Source organism: Chloroflexota bacterium (assembly GCA_020161265.1).
Taxonomy (GTDB): domain Bacteria; phylum Chloroflexota; class Chloroflexia; order Chloroflexales; family Herpetosiphonaceae; genus Herpetosiphon.
Map to the genome: position 1 here is coordinate 33,677 of JAIUOC010000004.1, position 20,633 is coordinate 54,309.

Annotated in this window: 19 protein-coding genes; 10 read left to right on the forward strand and 9 right to left on the reverse strand. The window is 51.1% G+C overall.

Annotated features, from left to right (window positions below; genetic code table 11):
* Positions 1 to 131: 131 nt before the first annotated feature.
* Positions 132 to 314: a 50S ribosomal protein L28 gene (rpmB, locus tag LCH85_10025; protein ID MCA0352320.1), complete on the reverse strand. Its 183-nt coding sequence runs from the start codon at positions 312 to 314 to the stop codon at positions 132 to 134.
* A gap of 314 nt (positions 315 to 628) precedes the next feature.
* Here rpmB and LCH85_10030 point away from each other — a divergent pair, with 314 nt between their 5' ends.
* From LCH85_10030 to LCH85_10065, 8 genes are all read left to right on the forward strand, one after another.
* On the forward strand, positions 629 to 1,105 hold the full coding sequence (locus LCH85_10030) for an Asp23/Gls24 family envelope stress response protein (GenBank protein ID MCA0352321.1): 477 nt from the start codon (positions 629 to 631) through the stop codon (positions 1,103 to 1,105).
* Positions 1,077 to 2,714: a DAK2 domain-containing protein gene (locus LCH85_10035; GenBank protein MCA0352322.1), complete on the forward strand. Its 1,638-nt coding sequence runs from the start codon at positions 1,077 to 1,079 to the stop codon at positions 2,712 to 2,714. Before LCH85_10030 ends, LCH85_10035 begins: the two co-directional genes overlap by 29 nt.
* A gap of 44 nt (positions 2,715 to 2,758) precedes the next feature.
* Positions 2,759 to 3,607: a DegV family protein gene (locus LCH85_10040; GenBank protein MCA0352323.1), complete on the forward strand. Its 849-nt coding sequence runs from the start codon at positions 2,759 to 2,761 to the stop codon at positions 3,605 to 3,607.
* 183 nt (positions 3,608 to 3,790) lie between these two features.
* Complete coding sequence (locus LCH85_10045; GenBank protein MCA0352324.1) at positions 3,791 to 4,624, forward strand: DegV family protein; 834 nt, start codon at positions 3,791 to 3,793, stop codon at positions 4,622 to 4,624.
* 298 nt (positions 4,625 to 4,922) lie between these two features.
* Positions 4,923 to 6,002 carry an iron-sulfur cluster carrier protein ApbC gene (gene apbC / locus LCH85_10050; protein MCA0352325.1) on the forward strand — a complete coding sequence of 360 codons (1,080 nt, stop codon included), beginning with the start codon at positions 4,923 to 4,925 and terminating at the stop codon, positions 6,000 to 6,002.
* 74 nt (positions 6,003 to 6,076) lie between these two features.
* Positions 6,077 to 7,111 (forward strand): GTP 3',8-cyclase MoaA, encoded by a 1,035-nt coding sequence (gene moaA, locus LCH85_10055; GenBank protein MCA0352326.1) that lies wholly within the window; start codon positions 6,077 to 6,079, stop codon positions 7,109 to 7,111.
* Positions 7,112 to 7,134: 23 nt separating this feature from the next.
* Positions 7,135 to 7,593: an SRPBCC family protein gene (locus LCH85_10060; protein MCA0352327.1), complete on the forward strand. Its 459-nt coding sequence runs from the start codon at positions 7,135 to 7,137 to the stop codon at positions 7,591 to 7,593.
* Between the two features lie 111 nt (positions 7,594 to 7,704).
* A complete protein-coding gene (locus LCH85_10065) occupies positions 7,705 to 8,145 on the forward strand; it encodes a hypothetical protein (GenBank protein ID MCA0352328.1) in 441 nt (146 codons plus the stop codon).
* Here LCH85_10065 and LCH85_10070 read toward each other — a convergent pair.
* Positions 8,121 to 8,930 carry an alpha/beta hydrolase gene (locus LCH85_10070; GenBank protein MCA0352329.1) on the reverse strand — a complete coding sequence of 270 codons (810 nt, stop codon included), beginning with the start codon at positions 8,928 to 8,930 and terminating at the stop codon, positions 8,121 to 8,123. The genes LCH85_10065 and LCH85_10070 overlap by 25 nt on opposite strands.
* 155 nt (positions 8,931 to 9,085) lie before the next feature.
* Between LCH85_10070 and LCH85_10075 the strand changes: the two genes are divergently transcribed.
* The gene (locus LCH85_10075; protein ID MCA0352330.1) at positions 9,086 to 10,828 is read left to right on the forward strand and encodes a VCBS repeat-containing protein; all 1,743 of its coding nucleotides are present in this window, start codon (positions 9,086 to 9,088) and stop codon (positions 10,826 to 10,828) included.
* A 46-nt stretch (positions 10,829 to 10,874) separates the two neighbouring features.
* On the opposite strand, the gene LCH85_10080 is transcribed toward LCH85_10075, so the two are convergent.
* Both LCH85_10080 and LCH85_10085 read right to left on the reverse strand, forming a co-directional pair.
* Positions 10,875 to 11,582 (reverse strand): hypothetical protein, encoded by a 708-nt coding sequence (locus tag LCH85_10080; protein ID MCA0352331.1) that lies wholly within the window; start codon positions 11,580 to 11,582, stop codon positions 10,875 to 10,877.
* Between the two features lie 61 nt (positions 11,583 to 11,643).
* The gene (locus tag LCH85_10085; GenBank protein ID MCA0352332.1) at positions 11,644 to 12,483 is read right to left on the reverse strand and encodes a patatin-like phospholipase family protein; all 840 of its coding nucleotides are present in this window, start codon (positions 12,481 to 12,483) and stop codon (positions 11,644 to 11,646) included.
* A gap of 354 nt (positions 12,484 to 12,837) precedes the next feature.
* Here LCH85_10085 and LCH85_10090 point away from each other — a divergent pair, with 354 nt between their 5' ends.
* Positions 12,838 to 13,296 (forward strand): ribosomal protein L7/L12, encoded by a 459-nt coding sequence (locus tag LCH85_10090; GenBank protein MCA0352333.1) that lies wholly within the window; start codon positions 12,838 to 12,840, stop codon positions 13,294 to 13,296.
* A 96-nt stretch (positions 13,297 to 13,392) separates the two neighbouring features.
* On the opposite strand, the gene LCH85_10095 is transcribed toward LCH85_10090, so the two are convergent.
* The 5 genes from LCH85_10095 to LCH85_10115 form a co-directional block, all read right to left on the reverse strand.
* The gene (locus LCH85_10095; GenBank protein ID MCA0352334.1) at positions 13,393 to 15,717 is read right to left on the reverse strand and encodes a non-lysosomal glucosylceramidase; all 2,325 of its coding nucleotides are present in this window, start codon (positions 15,715 to 15,717) and stop codon (positions 13,393 to 13,395) included.
* 124 nt (positions 15,718 to 15,841) lie between these two features.
* Entirely contained in the window at positions 15,842 to 16,735 is an 894-nt protein-coding gene (locus tag LCH85_10100; GenBank protein MCA0352335.1) for a carbohydrate ABC transporter permease, read from the reverse strand.
* An 11-nt stretch (positions 16,736 to 16,746) separates the two neighbouring features.
* A complete protein-coding gene (locus LCH85_10105) occupies positions 16,747 to 17,724 on the reverse strand; it encodes a sugar ABC transporter permease (GenBank protein ID MCA0352336.1) in 978 nt (325 codons plus the stop codon).
* A gap of 78 nt (positions 17,725 to 17,802) precedes the next feature.
* Positions 17,803 to 19,263, reverse strand: coding sequence for a sugar ABC transporter substrate-binding protein (locus LCH85_10110; GenBank protein ID MCA0352337.1), 1,461 nt, complete (start codon positions 19,261 to 19,263; stop codon positions 17,803 to 17,805).
* 127 nt (positions 19,264 to 19,390) lie between these two features.
* Complete coding sequence (locus tag LCH85_10115) at positions 19,391 to 20,413, reverse strand: LacI family transcriptional regulator (GenBank protein MCA0352338.1); 1,023 nt, start codon at positions 20,411 to 20,413, stop codon at positions 19,391 to 19,393.
* Positions 20,414 to 20,633 lie beyond the last annotated feature (220 nt).

Below are 20,633 nucleotides of genomic sequence, written 5' to 3' on the forward strand. Positions count from 1 at the left end.
GTGTTAGGTATCAAAAAGAGAGGTGAAATAATGGTTAAAAACTATTGCAAAGGGTATAGCTATCCGCTATAATGCGTTGCGGTCAAAACCGAGGTTACTTGCCGCAACGCACCTCTGCGGTGAAAAAGTCATTAGCGATCTTTGTACATGGTGCGAATATAGCGGGTGCTAACTTTCATTCGCTTCATTTGGCCATTAACTTCAACCATAGCCCATTGGATATTTGGTTTCCATGAGCGGTTGGTGCGGTTTTTAGCGTGGCTCACATTGTGGCCGAAGGAGCGCTTTTTCCCCGTCATTTGGCAGACTGCCATGGGCGGACCTCCGTAGTTTAGACTTAAAAAGAGCCACCCTCGGTGGCTGTACCCGCTGACTATACCATAGGACGCGCTCTGATGCAACTTTTTTAATTCGTTCAGAGCATGCTGCTTGCAGTTGGCGTTACAACCAACAATCGTCAGCAGCAATGGTAGTTAGGCCATGGGCAGCAGCCCATTATGGCATATGCTAGCTCTTGCATAATCGGGTATCATAAAGCAGTAGCGCGGTTGGTTCCGCGCTATTCTCATCAAAACCGGACGCTCGTGAGCGCCGACCATCGAACCATCTAGTTGCGAGGACTGTTCGAGTGAACGAGAAAACAAGTCTCGCGAATGTGCGCCAAAATGACGCTGGACGCATCGAGGTACATTCTCGCGCCATTGCTACTGTGGTAGCCGGGGCGGTAGTACGGTGCTACGGTGTTGTGGGCATGGCCCCGCGCAACTTACGCGATAGTGTCGCCCATGTTTTGCGACCAGAAGATCAATATAAAGGGATTGACGTTCAAGTGAGTACCGAGGCAATTACGGTCGATCTGTTTGTGATCATCGAGTATGGCACGCGGATTGCCACAGTTGCCCGTAATATTATGGAAAGTGTCCAATATGCGGTGGTCCATGCACTTGGCGAGGCCAATATCACGGTCAATGTGCATGTCCAAGGCTTGCGGATCGAACAAGCTGATAAAGAACCAAAAGATGTAACCGAAGGCCAGCCCAGCCGCTGGCGACGTTTTGGCGTAATGGGAGGTCTGCGTGGACAGCGCACCGAAGAATCAAATTGATGGCACGCGGCTGTTGGCGGTATTCCGCGCAGCCGCCGCATGGTTTAGCCAGAATGTGGCGACTGTCAACGCCCTAAATGTGTTTCCTGTGCCCGATGGCGATACCGGAACCAACATGAACCTTACGCTGACAGCCGCCCTCAAGGATGTTCAGAATGATGCCTCAGTCGCCGTGGTGGCTGAACGGGTCTATCGCGGGGCTTTGATGGGCGCTCGCGGTAACTCGGGCGTGATTCTTTCGCAAATTCTGCGCGGGCTTTCGCAGGGCATGGCCGGCCAGCAGGTTTGTACGCCTAAAATTCTGGTAACTGCGCTCGAACAGGCTGCTACCACTGCCTACAAGGCGGTGATCAAGCCGGTCGAGGGCACGATGCTTACCGTTATTCGCGAAACCAGCGAAGCCGCTCGCGCCGGATTTCAGCCCGAAATGAATTGGCATGAAGTGCTGGATTTAATTGTTAAAGGTGCGCGAGTTTCGGTCGATAATACGCCCAACCTCATGAAAATGTTACGTGATGCAGGGGTGGTTGATGCTGGCGGCGAGGGCTTGTATCTGCTCTTCGAGGGCGCACGTGCCTTTGCCCGTGGCGAACAACTCGAACAACGCGTTGCACCCGTCGATCAGTTAGCGATGGCGTTTGACGACATTCATAGCGATGATGATTTTGGCTATTGCACCAACTTTATGATCCAAGGCGAAAATATCCCTTACGAAGATGTGCGCAACACGATTGCCGAAATGGGCACATCGGTGGTGGCGGTCGGCGATGAGCGCTTGGTCAAGGTGCATTTGCACACGTTGCGGCCTGGCGATGCACTGAATTATGCCGTGCAATGGGGCAGCCTTGGGGCAATTGAAATCACCAATATGGATAAACAGCGCAGCGATCTGCATGCGGCCCAAGCCCAACAAGCCAGCCAACCAGCCCGCGTCAAGCTCGACGAGCCAGTTAGCGATGTTGGGGTGGTCGCAGTTGCGCCAGGCCAAGGCTTCCGCGTGCTGTTCGAATCATTAAATGTGGGCGAGGTGGTCACTGGCGGCCAAACCATGAATCCTTCGATTCAAGATTTGGTCACGGCGATCGATAAGTTGCCGCAGCCAGAGGTAATTGTGTTGCCCAATAATAGCAACGTGATTTTGGCGGCGCAACAAGCCCAGCAAGTAACCAATAAAGTTGTGCATGTGATTCCAACCAAAACCGTGCCTCAAGGTATGGCGGCGATGTTTGCCTTTAATTATGCGGTTGGCGCAAGCGATAATGTGCAGGCCATGAGCCGCGCGATCAAAGATATTACCACGGCAGAAATTACCACCGCCGTGCGCGATGCTACCGTTAATGATGTTGAAGTGCGCGACGGCCAAACGATTGGCTTGCTCAATGGCGCACTGGTTGAATCTGGCGATCAGCCCGACGAAGTGATTGATCGCATTTTAGCACGGATGGATTTAGACGATCATGAGATCGTTACCATCTATTATGGCGAACAATGTTCGGCGGAACAGGCTGAAGCACTAGCCCACAAAATCAATGCGACCTACCCGGCGCTTGATGTTGAGGTGCAAAACGGCGGACAACCATTTTATGATTACATTCTCTCTGCGGAGTGATACACAGCCCCGTTTCTGACGGCGCGATGGAGATATGTTGGGTTATGGCGCGAGTAAAGATTATTACCGATAGCACTGCTGATATTCCACCAGCACTTGCACAAGAGCTGAATATCACCGTTATTCCAATCTATGTGCATTTTGGTGATCAGACGTTGCGAGCTGGGATCGACATTAGCAACGAGCAGTTTTATCGGCGGATGGCCGAGGGTGGGCCGTATCCTTATACGACCGCACCAGCACCAGGAGTGTTTGAACAGTATTATCGTCAATTTTCCCGTGAATATGACGGGGTATTTTCAATTCACTTGTCGAATCGATTCGGTGGCGTGGTTAAATCGGCGACGATTGCCCGCGATAAATTGCCAGCTTCGCTGACCCGCGTTGAGGTGATTGATAGTACCTCGACTTCGCTGGGCTTGGGCATGGTGGCGATAGCCGCGGCGCGGGCAGCGCTCGACGGAGCCTCAATTGATGAAGTGCATCGCGTTGTCATGCAAACTATTCAATTGACTCATGTGGTGTTTTTTGTTGATTCAATTGATTATCTCGAACGCAGCGGACGGTTATCCCAAGCCTCAGCCATGCTTGGCTCGATGCAACGGATCAAGCCGTTGTTAATTCTTGATGATGGTGAAATTGTGCCCTATGATCGCACCCGCACCCGAGCTAAAGCGATTGAAGGCTTATTTACCTTTATTGAAGATTTCCCCAAGGTCGAACAAGTAGCAATTATGCACAGCACCACGCCCGATGATGTTGAGAAATTGCTCGAAAAGATCGATCCAATCTATCCGCGTGATCAAGTTATGATTGTCGAGTATGGGCCGGCACTTGGGGCGCACCTCGGGCCAAATGCCATGGGTGTGGTGGTCTACGAAGGCATGGAATAGCCTAGCGCCGAATCTGCGCAGCAATCAACCCTTGAATAAACCAAAAGCAACACCCCACGCAGCGCCATTTTCGGCTATTATACGGCTGCGTGGGGTAGCTATTCCCTGAACGAGCAATGCTTTGCCAATTGGCCGAATGTTGCTCGTAAGAATGTGGCTGGAATAATGCCAGAAGGAGGCCAAGTGGCGATTATTGTAACCGACAGCACTGCTGATATTCCCGCTGGTTTGGCAGCAGAAAACGACATTCATGTGATTCCATTGACGGTTAATTTCGATGCCGAATCGTTTGCCGATGGTGTGGAAATTACCCATGATCAATTTTATGCCCGCCTGGTTGAAAGCACCAATTTGCCCACAACCTCGCAGCCTTCAGTCGGCGCGTTCGAGCAACTATATCGGGCGATTGGCAACGATGAGCCAATTATCTCGATTCATATTGCTGGCAAATTGAGCGGCACAATTCGCTCAGCCCAGCAAGCAGCCGAGTTATTGCCCGATTTTGATATTCGGGTGATCGATGTGCAAAGCACCACCATGTCGCAAGGTTGGGCGGCCTTATTAGCTGCTCGCGCCGCCAAAGAAGGCAAATCGGCTGACGAAATTGTGGCCTTAGTGCATAGTATCGTCGAGCGCACCCGCTTGTTGGCAGCCTTGGATACCTTGCGCTACCTCGAAAAGGGTGGGCGCATCGGCAAAACTCGTGCTTTGCTGGGTACACTGCTGAATGTTAAGCCGATTATCGATGTGCGTGATGGCGAAGTAAAACCGTTCGAGCAAGTGCGCAGCAAGAAAAAAGCTGTGGCCCGCTTGATCGAAGAAGCACGTAGCATGGCTCCATTTGAAGAATTAGCGGTGCTCTATTCACGCAACGAAGCTGAAGCCCGCGAATTTGCCCAAAGCCTCAACGAGATTTTCCCCGCTGATCGAATTGTGTTGGCCGAAATTGGCGCGGTCGTGGGAACCCACATCGGCCCCGGCGCACTTGGCTTCACTGGTGTACGTAAAAATAAATAACAGCATTTAGTTTTAACCACGAAGGACACGAAGAGCACGAAACCGATCTTTGTGGCCTTCGTGCTCTTCGCGGTTTCAATTAACTGTTCCCTCATCATTTAAACGTTGCGTCTCTGTGTTCGCTAATATCGCTCTTTTGATGGTTGCCTTCTGCTTTCATCCCTCATCCTTCATCCTTCATCCTTAATAACAGCGACTTAAGTCATAGCTAGTCGTGCTATAATCGTTCTAAATAACACAACAAGATTGCTCAATGGTGCGCGACACTCGCATCATTGTTATAGGAGCGCATAGCACCATGGGCTTGTTTGGGAAACGGGCGGATGCGCCAACACAAGAGGCAGTCTTGGCTGCCCTTGCAACGGTGCAAGAGCCAGAACTCGGCGGCAATTTAGTTGCCCGCAAAATGATCAAAGAGCTTAACATTGATGGCGGACGAGTGGTAGTCCTGATCGATCTCACCACGCCAGCATGTCCATTCAAGGAACAACTGGCCAACGATGTGCGAGCGGCTTTGGCTCAAGTGCCAGGCGTGAGCGAAATCGAGGTCGATTTTACCGCGACTGTACGATCATACAATGGGATTCCCGATAAAGCCCGGGTTCCCGGGGTAAGTCATATTTTGGCGGTAGCTTCGGGCAAAGGCGGCGTAGGCAAATCGACAGTTGCCGTCAACTTGGCCGTTGCTTTGGCCCAAGAAGGCGCAAACGTTGGCTTGCTCGATGCCGATATTTATGGGCCAAGCGCTCCCTTGATGACTGGCGCACGCGGCAAACCAGGCATTACCGAAAATCAAAAAATTGCCCCGCTCGAAGCCCACGGCATCAAAATCATTTCGGTAGGCTATTTTGTTGATGATAGCCAGCCCTTGGTTTGGCGCGGGCCGATGATTTCATCGATGTTGCGTCAATTTTTGTTCGAGGTCGATTGGGGTCAGCTTGATTATTTGATCGTCGATTTGCCGCCTGGCACTGGCGATATTCAACTCACATTGGCCCAATCAATTCCACTTTCTGGCTCGGTTGTGGTAACGACACCACAAGATGTAGCCCTTGCTGATGCGATTAAAGGCGTTGAGATGTTCCGCAAGTTGAATGTACCCATCTTGGGGATTGTCGAGAACATGAGCTACTTTATCGCACCTGACACTGGCAAGCGCTACGATATTTTTGGCCATGGCGGCGCACGAACCGCTAGCAGCAAATTGGGTGTACCATTCTTAGGTGAAATACCTTTGGGTATGCCAATTCGCGAAGGCGGCGATACTGGCCAACCAGCGGTCACCCAAAGCGCCAAAGATGCCTATGCTGATTCGTTCCGTGATGTTGCTCGCACTTTAGCAGGCCGCATCAGTATTGAAACCATGGTGGCGGCCTAGCGCCTTGCCACTGGCAACGCTTCAATGACGCATGGCTGCTGCTATGCGTCATTGTTGTCTGAAAGAGCAAGTCGATGATGCCGATTGAATTGTTGGAACAACCTCAAACCCTGCAAACGCGCAGCAATGCCCCCGCCCACGATGCTCACGGGCGGCGGATTAATTACCTGCGGATTTCATTAACCGACCGCTGCAATTTTCGCTGCTTTTATTGTATGCCTGAATGGGGTATGCAGTTTGCGCCCAAACCCGAACTACTCACCAATGCTGAGTTGATTCGTTTGGTGCAGATTATGGCTCAAACTGGCTTTGAAAAAATTCGCCTGACTGGTGGCGAGCCAACCTTACGCCGCGATTTGGTCAGCCTAGTCGAGGCGATTGCCAATACCCCAGGCATTAGCGAAGTTTCGATGACCACCAATGCCTTATTATTGGCTCCGATCGCCCAGCAATTGGCCGATGCTGGCCTCAAGCGAGTTAATATCAGCATCGATTCGCTCAACCCCGAAAGCTTCCGCAAAATCACGCGTGGCGGCGATTTGGCACGAGTTTGGGCTGGCATCGAAGCCGCCGAGCAGGCTGGGCTGACTCCATTAAAACTCAATTGTGTGGTTGTGCGTGGAGTTAACGATCATGAGGTGCTCGATTTGGCGCGGCTGACGATCGATAAACCTTGGCAAATGCGCTTTATCGAGGTCATGCCGTTGGTTGGTGTAGCCGATGTTGCCGATAATGGGGTTGTACCCAGCAACCAATTAATTGCGCAAATTGAGGCTGAATTTGGCCTCGATTTTCTTGGTTGGTATGGCGCAGATCCCGCCCGCACCTATCAAATTCCTGGGGCACAAGGCAAAATTGGTTTTATTAGCTCAATTAGCGACCCGTTTTGTGCCACCTGCAACCGCATGCGGCTCACCGCTGATGGCAAATTACACCTGTGTTTGCTACGCGATAATGAGCTTGATCTCCGAGCGGCGCTCCGTGGCAGCGGCAGCGACGAAGAGCTAGAAGCCTTGATCCGCCATGCCGTCTGGATCAAACCATGGGGCCATGGCCTGCCTGATGGAGTTAAGCCAACCGTTCGCGGTATGTCGGAGTTGGGTGGTTAAGCGTGTAGCGGAAGGAAGTACCAATGCCAAATCCATTACGCATCAGCGCCAACGAATTGGTCAGCACCGATCAATCGACAACCTTTGACTATGTATGCCATTTTGAAAACAACCGCGAATGGTGGTTGCCAGTCACCTATACCCAACATCTCAGCGGCGAAGGCGTTGGCGCAATGTATGAGGAGCACGCCAAAGTTGCGGGCATTCCCATGAAAATGCAGTTAAAGGTGTATCACTACAACCCACCGCAGCAAATTAAATTCACGATTAGCTCGGCATTGATGCAATCGGATATGGATTATCAGTTTTTAGTTGAGCCAACAGGCACTCGCATCATCATTAGCACAGCGATTGATTTCAAATGGTTTTTACGCCCATTTGCCCCACTGATGCGTTCAGCCTTGATCAAAGAAGCCAGCCAACATTTAGGCGTACTCAAAAGCGTTTTGGCCCAAAAATTCAGCCACTCAATCAACAAATAAGCTCGATTTCTGGCGAAGTTGCAGCAACTTTATGGTATGCTATACAAAACTTAGACGCTGAGGTCAACAATGTTGCTCAGCGTTTTTTGTTGTTGAAAGGATAACAGCGCAATGGCGCGGACTGATCAATCGAACGAATCGGAAGTTTTAGCAGGCAGTAGTCGAGTTTTACGCTTCGCCTATTGTGTGTTGGCAATCTCGGCTGGTGCTCGCGCCTTGTTCCAAGTTGCCACCAAATTCAACCAAGCACCACTGGCCTATGGCTTAACCACCATCGCGGCATTGATCTATGGAATCGCTTTCTTGGGATTCGGGCGACGCTCACCCCAAGCTTGGCGCATAACCATGGGCGTATGTGCAATTGAACTTTTAGGCGTGATCACGGTCGGCATTTTGACCTTGATCGAACGCGATTGGTTTCCGAAAGATACTGTTTGGAGCGATTTTGGGATTGGCTATGGCTTTACGCCATTATTATTGCCAATCGCTGGGCTGTGGTTATTGCTCCGTCAAGAAACCCGCCAAGCCTATGGGGTGGCCAATAAACTCTGAACAGCAGCAACAACGGCAGGCCATTCACGACTCGATGGATCGATTAACTCAAAGTGATGGGCGTTTGGCAGCGGCACCAAACGCGCCTGATCACCAGCAGCCATTGCTTGCTCAACATAGCTTTGGCTAATCGCAAAGGGCACTGGCCCATCATCAGTTCCATGCAAGACAATTTGCGGCACATGCAAGGGCAATAAGGCAGCAGGCGAAGCATCATGATAGCGTTCGGGATAGGTTTCCGGCGAGCCACCCAATAATTCCTGCACCGCTTGCTGGCTCAAACGGCGTTGATCAGCCAAAGCCAAATCGGCGACACCCGCCAAGCTCACAACTCCTTTTAATCCGAGCGGTTGAGCTTGCCACAACGGGCTGGTTGAGGCCAGTTTAGGCCGCGCCGCCAACCATAAAGCTAAATGGCCACCAGCCGAATGGCCCAAACTGATGACCCGTTGCGGATCAATTGGATAGTGCTGGGCCAAGCTGGGCACAAAATCGGCAGCTTGGGCAACATCTAAAAAAGTATTTGGCCAGCCACCAGCATTGCCAACCCGCCGATATTCAATGTTCCAAGTAGCATAGCCCAAAGCTGTCAGGGCTGCACAAACATGGCCAATATGCTCAAGATCATAGCGTGCTCGCCAAAACCCCCCATGGACAACGACGACCACTGGGAATGGCCCGATTCCTGGCGGTAAGCGCAAATCAGCAAATTGCAGCGGCTCAGCTCCATACCAAATCCGCTGATCAGCAGGCGGTGCGGCCTGCGCCAAAATCGAATCACTCATCGTTTGTTCCTATTTATTAAAAAATACATAGTTGTTAATAAAGTTTTAAAGGCGAATAGGACTGTTGGCCTATGGTCAATCCAGCGCTAGCATAGCACGATCAACCCATTATTTCCATGGAACTGCCACGTTTGCAGTCAAGAGGAGTGTCTAGTATGGTTATTCGAAGGATGATGTTTGTTTTGCTGGTTATTTTTAGCTTGAGCACTGTTTCGGCAAAGTCGCTTGAAACGCCCACTGCTGAGCCACTCGACGCAGCAAGCCCCGCTAGCCCAGCCGCCACTAATGCCTACACCATGCGAGCTGGATTTCCGGCGACTAAGCCCAATGGCTCATATTTTTCCTCACCAACCGTCGTTGATTTATTTAAAGATGGCTCGCCCGAAATTCTTTCAGCCGATGCGACTGGTTGTATTTGGGGCTACAACATTTATGGTCAATTGCTGCCTGGCTTCCCCTGGATGACTGGCGGTGCATGTGCCAACACCCCTCGGATCAATGGTTCGTTGGTGGTCGCCGATATCAACAACGATGGCTTATTGGAAATTGTGGTTGGCACACGAGGCAAGGGGACGAATGCAGGTCAACGCGGCAAGGTGATTGTCTATCAACGCAATGGGGCCATTTTGAGCGGCTGGCCCAAAGAAATGGAATGGGCTTACATCACCAACGGCAACTTCCCCGAAGTGGTGCACGTCGCCGTCGCCGATATTATTGGCGATAGCAAACTTGAGGTGATTGCCACCACCACCAACGAGGCAGGCAGCAATACCAATTTTGCACCCAATGTACATGCTTGGTATTACACAGGTAATGTGGTTACTGGCTATCCCCAAAGCTCAGCTAAAGGTTCAGGCATTTGGGGCCACCCGGCTTTGGCCGACATCGACAATAATGGCTTTTCAGAAATTCTGGTGGGCCGCGATGAAATCTATTTCTATCGCTATAATAATAACGGTACCCAATATAGTGGCTGGCCAGTCCAGACCTATACAAATGTTAATCAAACCACTTGGAATGTCCACGATTATATGGAATTTACCCGCTCTGGACCAGCGGTTGCCGACTTAGATAATGATGGAAGTTATGAAGTCATTGCCGCTGGCAAAGTGCGCACGCCTGATGGCTTGCCGAATAATAACTATGATCCACAAATTGCTAGCGCGGTTTTTGTGACCGAACCAAATGGCACCCGCCGCACTGGCTGGACTGATGCCAAACGCGCTGGCGCACCCTTGGATGTCAACTTCACCCCCAACAATCCGATTGTTGTCGCCGATTTGGATAGTGATGGCGAAAAGGAATTTGTAGTTACCTTCGATGATGGCACGATTCGCGCCTATCGCGAAAACGGCACGCAAATGTGGTCATACTTCTATGCTGAGGAACCTGTTGCAGGTGCACCAACCCGCAAAGTATTTGGCAGCGAGGTGGTCATTGCCGATGTTACGGGTGATCGCAAGCTCGATATTGTCTTTGGTACCTATGCATTTGATCGGGTTTATGCGAGCGTTGTGGGGCTATATGCGCTTGATGCCCGCAACGGAGCCTTGCATGCTGGCTTTCCACTGAGCTTGCCCAACGAAGGCACGGCCAGCGATAATAGTGCTGGCTCGCAAAAAGGGATTCAAGCCGCCCCAACCATCTCCGATCTCGACAACAATTGTTATGTCGAGATTTTGGCCCACAGTCGGGCTGGCAATATTTATGTTTGGGAAACTCCAGGCCGCAATTTGCCTGAATTAATGCCTTGGCCGATGAGCCGCCAGAACTTGCAGCGCACCGCTTGGGTTCAAAACCCACCAGAACCACGCCAACAAGTATTTGCCCCCGAGCAAATTCAAGGCGGCGATTTTAACGTCTATCTGCCAATGACCCGCATGGGCTGCGATTTCTAAAGTTGTTACAAAGCAGGGATGGTTTCGGCCATCCCTGCTTTGGCAATTATTGCAATGGCAGATTAGGATCAATCTTGTAGCTCTGAACAATCCGCAAAAGATCTGGTTGTAAGGCCTCAAACTGCTCCAATGGCACTAAAATCTGAATGATGCTGATATAGTTGCCATCACGCCGCACATAGCCATCGCCGCTCATCGCCAGCAAACTTTGCTCATCAATAAAACTATACGAAACATAGGTATTACCATCGGCTTGCAACACTGGCTGATCGATATTAAACTCCGACGATTGCCCGACAATTTGGCTAATAAAATCGTTCAAAAACTCAGCTTGGTCGCCAATTAAATTCTGGCTATCATCAACCACCAACAATTGAATAAACGCTTGCTCAGCGGGATCAACCCAAAAAAGCAAATTATTGCCAGCATCGACGCTATCACGCATTTGCCAATCGTCAGGTACATCGATTGAAAAGGCTTGGGTGGGGTTGGTATAGGTTTTCAAGCCTTTAATTTGGATAAATGCCGTGCTATTACCTGGAATATTGCCCAAATCGGCTACGGTTGGGGTTACCCGTGGGAGTGGGGTAAAGGTTGGGGGAATCGTGGGGGTAAGGGTTGGCTGAACCAAGGTTGGCTCAGGGGTTGCCGTGTTTACTTGGGCAACCACCTGTGTTGCTGGAATTGGTGTTGCCGTTGCGCCACCACAGGCGACCAAGCCACAAACCAACAGAAAATAGCTAATCAACCGCATAGATGCTCCTTCGACCAAATCGGTCGGCTCAATGACGGTCTAGAGTGTACTCGATTTTAGCTTAGGCAAATTCACCACGCTGCCAACGCGCCAATTGCTGCAATTCTTCATAATAATCAGCAACGCAGGCAATCCCCGCTTGAATTCCATCGTCAAGGTGCAGCAAATCGGCCATGCTCATACGGTTCACATCAGGGCTGAAAAGTAGATCGGGCGGGGTTTCGCGCAAACGTTGCAAGGTGATTTGATGCACCATAATCCCAATTGCTCGCTCAGCTAGCGCCAATTGCGTGAGCGGAACCCAGCGTCGCCACGAAAAGAGGCTGCTTTGGGCGGCATTATTTACCTCAAATTGATCGAATTCACCGATCAAATTGACTGCAATCACCCGTTCGGCTCCAAGTTGTCGGGTTATATCAATTGGCAAATTGTTGCGAATGCCACCATCAGCCAAAATATATTTCTCGATGCGGCGGGGCGGAAACACGCCAGGTACTGCCGCACTCGCCAAGGCAGCCTCAACCAACGAGCCACGTTGCAGCACCACCTCATGACCAGTCACCAAATCAACCGCCACCGCCGCGTAGGGTATCGGCAAATCTTCGATCAATTGATCGCCCAATAATTCACTGAGCACTCCTGCCAATTTTTCCGAGCCAATCAAGCCCCAACTCGCTGGATCAAGGCTGAGAATTCGGCGCAACGGAGTGGCCCGAAAAGCTTGTTCAATCGTCGTCGCATTGTAGCCCGCCGCCACCACTGCCCCAATAATGGCCCCAATGCTGGTTCCGGCCACCATATTTGGTTGGATGCCAACCCGCTCTAATTCATGCAGCACACCGATATGGGCGCTGCCCTTGCCACCCCCGCCACCAAGACATAAACCGATCGTGCGTTGCATGGCCCAACTCCTTAATTAAATGACGCGCTGCGTTAGAGTATAACAGGAATGTGCAAGCACAGAGCATCGAACTAGGGATCGGTCGTTGGGGTTCGGGATTTTAAACATCATTCGTGCAATTCGTGGCTAAATTCAATTTCGCCGTTTGAAATAGAAATTTTTGCTGCTCAAGCCACGTCTTGGTGCTGAAAAGAGCATAGAACATAGAGCATACGGGGATTTTAAACATCATTCGTGCAATTCGTGGCTAAAAAGTGATCTTCGTGGATCAAGCGGGTGCAAACAATCGCTAGCGATTCTGGAGAGCTTACAGTACACTTTTGAGCAAGGGCTTAATTATAAAGGAGCAACACGATGTCAAGCGCAATTTTATGGATTTCAATCGCGGTTGTGATGGGCTTGATGCTGTGGAGTTGGAGTAAACGCTCCGAACGACCCAGCAGCATGATCAACTTCAATCAACCACCAATCAATCCAGCTCGACCATCAAGTTTCGATTCAGCCAAGCTCGATCAAGCTCAAATTCAGCTGTTGCTAAGCCAAGGCAAAAAGCTTGAGGCCATCAAACAGGTTCGGCTGCAAACGAGCCTTGGCCTAAAAGAAGCCAAAGATTATGTCGAGGCAATCGAGCGCGGCCTAAGCCCGATTAGCCCAGGCGTGGTAGAGCCAACAGTGCCGCAACTACCCGAAGATCTCTTGCGCGAAGCCCAAATTGTTGCCCAGCAAGGCAATAAAATTCAGGCGATCAAAATGGTGCGTGAAGCAACCAAACTAAGTTTGAAAGAAGCCAAGGATTTGGTTGAAAGTTGGTAGAACAAAACCACGCTGGGCCAGAATCCAGCGTGGTTTTGAGGCATGGTTGCGTCAGGGCGACGCGAGGAGATCCGACAAGCTAGGCTTGTCCGCTAATCAGGCGTTTTTGGCACGCACCGCTAAGGCATGCTCAATCGCCCAAATTGATTGAGGTCGCATGTACATGCTGGCACGGAAGGTTCGTTCGATGCCCCATGCTTCAGGTGTGCGGAACCACAATCCAAGTTCGTTATAGGTGGCGTTATAGGCTCCCCAAGCGGTTTGCCAGCCTTCAAGATCAAGTCCTTCTTGCAGCATCATGGCCGCAATCGCGTAGGTCGTGCCGCTCCAAACTTCGCTTGCTTGGTTGGAGCTGGTATCAACCGTGCCATCAGGATGCATACCGTTGACTGCACCCAATGCGCCGTTGGCATATTGCATGACGTTGAAGCGATAGACCGTTTGCAAGGCCGAGCGAATCATCTCGCGTGGAGCAACCGCTGGCAAGCCAATTGCCCCTGCATACCATTGGCCCACCAATTGATCGGCCATAATCACTTCGCGCAAATCGGTATCAGCAGTGTGATAGCGGAAATAAGTACCATTCCAAAGCTTGGTTTCAAAACTTTGGCGAGCAGCTGCTAACCATTCGCTCCAAGCGTCGGCTTGAGCATGGTCGCCCATGCGTTGGGCTAGGCGAATCGCCGCTTCCAAGGCACAAATCAACAAGCTCGCTGAATAGCTAGCCGCACCGCTCATGGCCCAGGTATCGTAGGTTTGGTCGGCTCCACTATGGTCGAGCAAGCCATCGCCATCACTATCGAATTGATGCACATATTCTAAAGCAGTTGGAATTGTGTCCCAAGTTGCTTCTAGCATGGCCTGATCGTTCCACAAGGTTACATCGCGATAGATCCGCAAAATGTACTTGAGGTTGAGATCTTTCCAGTTATTGATATCTTGGAAGTCGTAGGCATTGGTTTTGATCAATGGTTGCTCTTTGGGCGCACCAAGATCATGCGGCAAGGCTCCAGCGGCCTTGCGAATTGCTGGGACTTGGGTTGCCACAATTGTTACAACGGTATCATCAGCATCGTTGACCGTCTTGGAGAAGGCCAAAATCTCGCCGCGTTCAAGCTCTGGCCACAAAGCTAAGATGCTCCACGAGCTGTAGAACGACACATCGAGCGTGCCATAGAACGGGTAATCGTAGCATTCGAGGTAGCTGAACAAGCCCACATCATCAGCCGAAGGCTCCGGCTCGCCGACCGCCCGATCAACCCACAATGTGCCACCATCAACCAAATAATAGAGTTCGTTAAAAAGAGCAGATTTATACCAGAGTGGCCGTTGATCATCATTCAGAATGGGGTTTTGCCAAGCTTCAATTGCCTCGCGCCAAGCATCGGCATTGGTCAAACTAGCAATTGCCAAGGCTTGGGCTTGATCGCCGTTCGTGCCCCAAAAACGAGTATAGCGCTTGTACCAGCGGCTTTCGTCAGCAAACTCGACGATTGGAAAATCCCAAGCGAGGCTGAAGGGAATTACGGCGCTAGCACCAGGCGCTAATTCGAGAGTTACGGCAATCGCCGTTGCGCTGCGTTGATCGGCGGCAACCGATTGGCTGGTTGGATAGTCGGCTAATTGGCCGTCGCTAGCAAAATCTTGCCAGAGCGCAGCAGCGTCTTGCGCAACATCCCAGCATGTCCATTGACTGACGCTCGCCGATTCGGGGGCTTGCACCGCCAAAGCCCACGTGCCGTTATGGCTGCTCAAGGCTTGGTCGCTGGTTTGGCTCAAGGTCACGCCGCTAGTGTTGCCATCGTTCCAAGCGCTGTGTTGGCGTTGCAAGCTTAAGCCAGCAGCTTCGACGGCACGGGTATGTTCCCATGTCAGCATCAATCCCAAACGCACGGTTTCGCTGCCACGATTGGTTACGCGCCAGGTAAACACGCCAACCGGAAAGCTCGTTTCCTTGAGATTACCCGCCAACACAGGTGAAAATTGCTCTTGCACCAGTTCGAGCGGCCAATCGGGGTGTTGATAATCGAACCAAGCGCGGGGGAAAAGCGCATGATAATTGCCAGCGCCAACTGGATAATTCCAGTTCCAGCTACTCAATTCATCGGTATCTGGTTGGATCGTGCATAAGACTTGGGCGGCTTGTTGACTGGCGGTTTGCCAGAAAACACTCCATTGATTGGGCCAAACGCTGCGATGTATGTGCTTGCCAACCTCTAAATGCCAGCGTGACCAATCGCCGCGAAAGTTGCGGCCAATCGCCCCGCTGCCCATGCCACCAATTGGCAAACCATGAAAGACTCCATCGTCAATAATCGGCCCATGATCGTGGGCGGCAATCGCCGCATTCGGATAATCGAGGCCAAGTGGGCGTTGCCACGCAGCGAGAGGAATTGAGGAATGGTGGCGTTGTTCGGTCATGATCCTGTGCTCCTATGTTTGGGTGCTGTGCCCAAACACTGATCGATACAGATACAAACGGGCGTGCAGACCTCAGCAACGCCAAAGTCTACACGCCTTTGTTCTGGTTGTTGAGAAAATAAATCTATTTGACTGCGCCAGCGGTGAGGCCAGCGATAAAACGCTTTTGCAATAGGAAGAACATCGCGGCAACTGGCAGAATAATCACCACCGAGGCTGCCGAAAGCAACTCATAGCGATTTTGCGAGCCAGCCACCCCGGTAAATTGGCGAATCCCGACCGGAATCGTTTGAACATTCAAGACCCATGCAAACAACAATTCGTCCCATGCAGTCAAGAACACAAAGATCGCGGTTGAAATCACGCCTGGGCCAGCCAATGGCATAACGATATAGACAAAGGCTTGGAAGCGGGTTGCCCCATCGACCATGGCCTGTTCTTCCAAATCTATCGGAATCGTCGCAAAGAAACTGCGCTGAATCCAGAGCGAGATTGGCAAGAAGAACCCAACATACAGCACAATCGCGCCAAAATTGGTGCCAATCAAAGGAATTCCAAGGTTATTTTTCATCCAAAGGAAGGTCATATACAACGGAATCAGGAACAGCGTGCCAGGCACTAATTGGGTTCCCAAAATCGCCATACTCAACCCGCCAGCACCCGGGAAGCGGAACCGTGCCAAGGCATAGCCCGACATCGATGCCAAAATTGTAACAACCAAGGTGGTAATGCCACAAATAATTAAGCTATTGCTGAAATACGTTCCAAACTTAACCCGTGTCCACATCTCGTTATAATTTTCAAATCGCCAGTCGCTTGGAAAGAAATTACTGCCAACTGCGAACTCTTCACGCGATTTGAATGAGCCAACCACCAAGAAGATAATTGGCAACAACATCAAGGCAATGATCACCAGCAATAAGATATCGCCACCACGATCAAGTAACCATGCTTTGTAATTGATCGTTGCGCGTACAGGTCGGGCCGATTCGGCCTTTTTACTGAGCGAAACACCCATAAACGGCCTCCTTATTCAGCCCGCAAGCTATCGCGGAATGCACGATACCAAATGCCAACAAAGACCAACAGCATGCCCATCAGAATAACTGAGGCTGCCGAACCAAATCCATATAAGTGTCGTTCCCACGTCTGGCGGGTAATTGCTGGTACGAGCAAGTCGGCGTATTCGCCTGCGAAACCGGTACCACCGCCGAACATTTGCACAGCAATATTATAGCCACCATAGAAACCGTTAATCAAGCCAAACAACACTTGGGTTGCAGCAATTGGCTTAATCAAGGGCAAAGTAATGTGGCGAAAGCGCTGCCAGCCGTTGGCTCCATCAAGCGAAGCCGCTTCGTAGAGGTCGGTTGGAATCACCTGAATTGCCGCGAGGAACATAATTGTGGTGAAGGGTAAACCACGCCAAACCGTGGCAATCACCAAGGCATACAACGAGTTAGGGCCAATCAACCAAGTTACTGGGGTATCAACGATATTCAAGCCAAGCAAGATTTTATTGGCAAGGCCACCTTGTTCGAGCCAAATAAAGTTGAAGATTGTCCCAGTCACGAAGGTTGGCACGACCCATGGCAATAACACCAAGGTTCGGGCAATCCCACGCCAGCGGAATTCACGATTCAGCAGCATGGCCAGCATCAAGCCCAAGCCCAGCGTGCCAATATTGGTCCAAATGGTATAGACTAATGTATTTGAGGCAGCATTAATTAGGCCAGTTACCCGCGAACTTGCGCCAGCTTCACCAAAGCCAAAGATCGCGTTGAAAACTTCGATGTAGTATTTTAGCCCAACAAATGGTGCTTTGAGATAGAGGGTTAAGGTTGTAAGGCGAACATCGAGGAGTGAAAGATACAACCCTTGGACAATCGGAATCAAGTGCACAACCATCATCGCCACAAAGGTTGGAGCGATAAATTTATATGCTAGGCTGTTTTGCCGAATCCGTTGCCAGAGTGAAAGTTTATTTTTTTTTGGTGCCAGAGCCATAAACATCGCTCCATTGCGTGGATGCAGTGGTGGGCGTGGCGCAGAGAGCAAACACCCTGCGCCACGTCACTCGTCCGATTAGTTACCCAACAATTCGTTGACAGTTTGAGCAGCTTGATCCAAGCGGGTCTTGACGGCTTCAGCGCTGACTGGACCGCCAGCGGTTGCTACATCGTCCCAGAGTGAACCAAGTTGTTCGTTGAGAACGCTCTCAACTTGACCCCATTCAGCGATTGGAGCCGAGGTTTTGCCCTTAGCAGCAGCGGCGATGAAGACGCTGTACAAGGCATCGCTGGCGATGCTAGCATCGGCTTGAGCGGTCTTGGTTGCTGGCAACATCCCGATGGCTTGGCTATAGCGCAATTGTGATTCGTTAGCAGCCAAGAATTGTACGAACTTGACAGCAGCATCAGCGTTTTCGCAGCTCTTCAAGATGGCCAAGTTGCTACCACCAACGAAGGTGTATGAGCCACCAGGGCCGGCTGGGAATTCGGCGTAGGCCAAGTTGTCGGCCACGGTGCGGTTAGCCCAGCCACCAGCGTCGGCAGCAGTGCGAGCATTGCTGATCAACCATGGGCCAGTGATTGCGCTGAAGGTGCGGCCATCGCCAAAGCTGGCATCAACTTGCGCTGAGTTCAATTCCAAGGTGTTGGTAACGGTCAATTTGCTGCTGTAGAGGTTGGCAAATTCTGAAACGCCAGCCACAGCTGCTTCTGAGTTGAAGGTTGCTTCGCTGAGATCGCTGCTCAACAAATCGCCACCGCTGTTCCAAATCCACATTGAGCTATTTTGCCAAACGTTCCAGTCGTTGCGGCCTGGGAAAGCAATCCCAGCAACGTCAGGATTTTGTTCTTGGATGGTAGCCAAGGTAGCTTTGAAGCTGGTCCAATCCTTGAAAGCTTCTTCTGGCTTCAAGCCAGCTTTTTCCAACAAGTCTTTGCGATAGGCCAAGGCGCGAACATCAGCAAACCATGGAATCGAGAACGTGCCTTCCATACCTTGCAATTGTGAGGTTGCCCATGAAGCGGCGACGAAGCTATCGCTACCACCCATAGCGGTGATTTCTTCGGCGGTGAATGGGCGTAAGCCACCCATTGCAGCAAAAGTTGGGTTCCAGGTCGTACCCAATTGGGTAATACATGGGCCTTCACCACCTTGAACCGAGGTTTGGATGCGTTGGAAAGCTGCACCCCAGTCGAGCATTTCTGGCTCAACGTTAATGCCGGGGTTAGCTTTTTCGAAGGCATCGATTTCAGCTTGGATGGCATCGGCTGGAGCAGCACCGTTAGGCATGTGCCACAGCTTCAAGGTAACAACATCGCCACCAGCTGGCTCGGCGGTTGCTGGTTCAGCGGTTGCGGCAACTTCGGTTGGAGCATCAGCAGCAGTTGGTTCAACTTGAGCCGCAGTTGTTGCGGTAGCAGCTGGAGCAGTCGTTGCAGTGGGAGCGGTCTCAGCTCCACCACAAGCAACCAAGATCATTGAAATCAGAGTTAAGAGGCTTAGCCAAGTAATAAACGGACGGCGTGAGCGTTGCATACGAATCCTCCTTGATTCCGGCGTTGAGTGGGTTGAACATCAGTGTCCATTCGAACTCATTTGGGATCGCTCCCAAAAACTCCCGTGTTCGACAGACCATGCGATCTAGTGAATCCGTGGGTGCTGTTTAGGCGACCCGTGGCCCGCACGATTGGCGTAAGACTAACGAAGGTGAGAGACGGATGTGTTGCTGGAGCGGTGGTCGCCCTTCGAGATGGTCAAGCAACATCGTGGCGGCGGTACTACCAAGCTTCTGAATTGGTTGGTGAATCGTCGTCAGGGCGGGGGTTGTATAGGCCGCGCCTGGCACATCATCAAAGCCGATCAGCGAAATATCGTGGGGAGCATGTAACCCGGCCTCGTAAATAGCCCGTAAGGCTCCTAATGCCATGGTGTCGCTGGCCACAAAGACAGCGCTTGGTCGCTGTTCAAGGCTGAGCAATTGGCGCATTGCAGCATAGCCACCCTCTTGGGTAAATTCGCCCTCGATCATCAACGAATGCTCGATGGCAACGCCTGCTTGCAATAACGCTTGCTTATAGCCGTCACGGCGATCAATGGCGGTTTTCATCTGCAGTAGGCCTGTAATCGCCCCAATCCGTCGATGGCCAAGTTGCAATAAATGGCTGACTGCAAGCACTGCCCCGGCCCGATTTGCCACGTCAACGGTATACATTGGCTGCATATACGGGTGTTCGCCGATTAAGACCAACGGCATTTGGTCGTTAATCAGCAAGGGTAGCACTGGGTCATCAATATCGCTCGAAAGCATCAACAGACCGTCGGTCATCCGACTGCGTAATACCCGCTGATAGAAATCCCGTTCTTGGGTTCCAGTCACCATCGACAGCATCACCGAATAATCCCGCTCAGAACAGGTTTCGGTAATTCCTTGGATGATTAATGGGAAGAATGGGTCAGTGAAGATAATTGCCGAGCTGCGTGGGATCAACAGGGTCACCACATTGGTTCGGCGGCTTGCCAGACTACGAGCGGCTGCCTGCGGAACGTATTCTTGTTCGCGAATAACTTCCAACACCCGTTGTCGCACTTCAGGCCGCACGCTGGGATGATTGTTGATTACCCGCGAAACGGTCGAGCGTGAAACATTGGCAAGTTGGGCTATTTGGCGAATCGTGAGTTGTTCCACGGCGAAACCCCACAAACTGATTTAAATTACTTTGGAACCGGTCTCAGAAGTCTTGGGGAGAGAATAAAAGATCTTATGTATTTTGTCAAGCAGTTGTTTTCTGAAAATGCTCTCTAGCTCTCTTAATAGGTATGTAGTAGCTGTTTAGCCCTTCAGAATAGCCTAAATCCAAATCTAAAAACTTTTTAAAATTTATGCTTGACAAGTCGCAATGAATCAT

Excerpts from the sequence above, each read along its gene's own strand:
- rpmB (MCA0352320.1), bottom strand. The coding sequence starts at position 314 with ATGGCAGTCTGCCAAATGACGGGGAAAAAGCGCTCCTTCGGCCACAAT.
- LCH85_10040 (MCA0352323.1), top strand. The coding sequence starts at position 2,759 with ATGGCGCGAGTAAAGATTATTACCGATAGCACTGCTGATATTCCACCA.
- apbC (MCA0352325.1), top strand. The coding sequence starts at position 4,923 with ATGGGCTTGTTTGGGAAACGGGCGGATGCGCCAACACAAGAGGCAGTC.
- moaA (MCA0352326.1), top strand. The coding sequence starts at position 6,077 with ATGATGCCGATTGAATTGTTGGAACAACCTCAAACCCTGCAAACGCGC.
- LCH85_10060 (MCA0352327.1), top strand. The coding sequence starts at position 7,135 with ATGCCAAATCCATTACGCATCAGCGCCAACGAATTGGTCAGCACCGAT.
- LCH85_10065 (MCA0352328.1), top strand. The coding sequence starts at position 7,705 with ATGGCGCGGACTGATCAATCGAACGAATCGGAAGTTTTAGCAGGCAGT.
- LCH85_10070 (MCA0352329.1), bottom strand. The coding sequence starts at position 8,930 with ATGAGTGATTCGATTTTGGCGCAGGCCGCACCGCCTGCTGATCAGCGG.
- LCH85_10075 (MCA0352330.1), top strand. The coding sequence starts at position 9,086 with ATGGTTATTCGAAGGATGATGTTTGTTTTGCTGGTTATTTTTAGCTTG.
- LCH85_10080 (MCA0352331.1), bottom strand. The coding sequence starts at position 11,582 with ATGCGGTTGATTAGCTATTTTCTGTTGGTTTGTGGCTTGGTCGCCTGT.
- LCH85_10085 (MCA0352332.1), bottom strand. The coding sequence starts at position 12,483 with ATGCAACGCACGATCGGTTTATGTCTTGGTGGCGGGGGTGGCAAGGGC.
- LCH85_10090 (MCA0352333.1), top strand. The coding sequence starts at position 12,838 with ATGTCAAGCGCAATTTTATGGATTTCAATCGCGGTTGTGATGGGCTTG.
- LCH85_10095 (MCA0352334.1), bottom strand. The coding sequence starts at position 15,717 with ATGACCGAACAACGCCACCATTCCTCAATTCCTCTCGCTGCGTGGCAA.
- LCH85_10100 (MCA0352335.1), bottom strand. The coding sequence starts at position 16,735 with ATGGGTGTTTCGCTCAGTAAAAAGGCCGAATCGGCCCGACCTGTACGC.
- LCH85_10105 (MCA0352336.1), bottom strand. The coding sequence starts at position 17,724 with ATGGCTCTGGCACCAAAAAAAAATAAACTTTCACTCTGGCAACGGATT.
- LCH85_10110 (MCA0352337.1), bottom strand. The coding sequence starts at position 19,263 with ATGCAACGCTCACGCCGTCCGTTTATTACTTGGCTAAGCCTCTTAACT.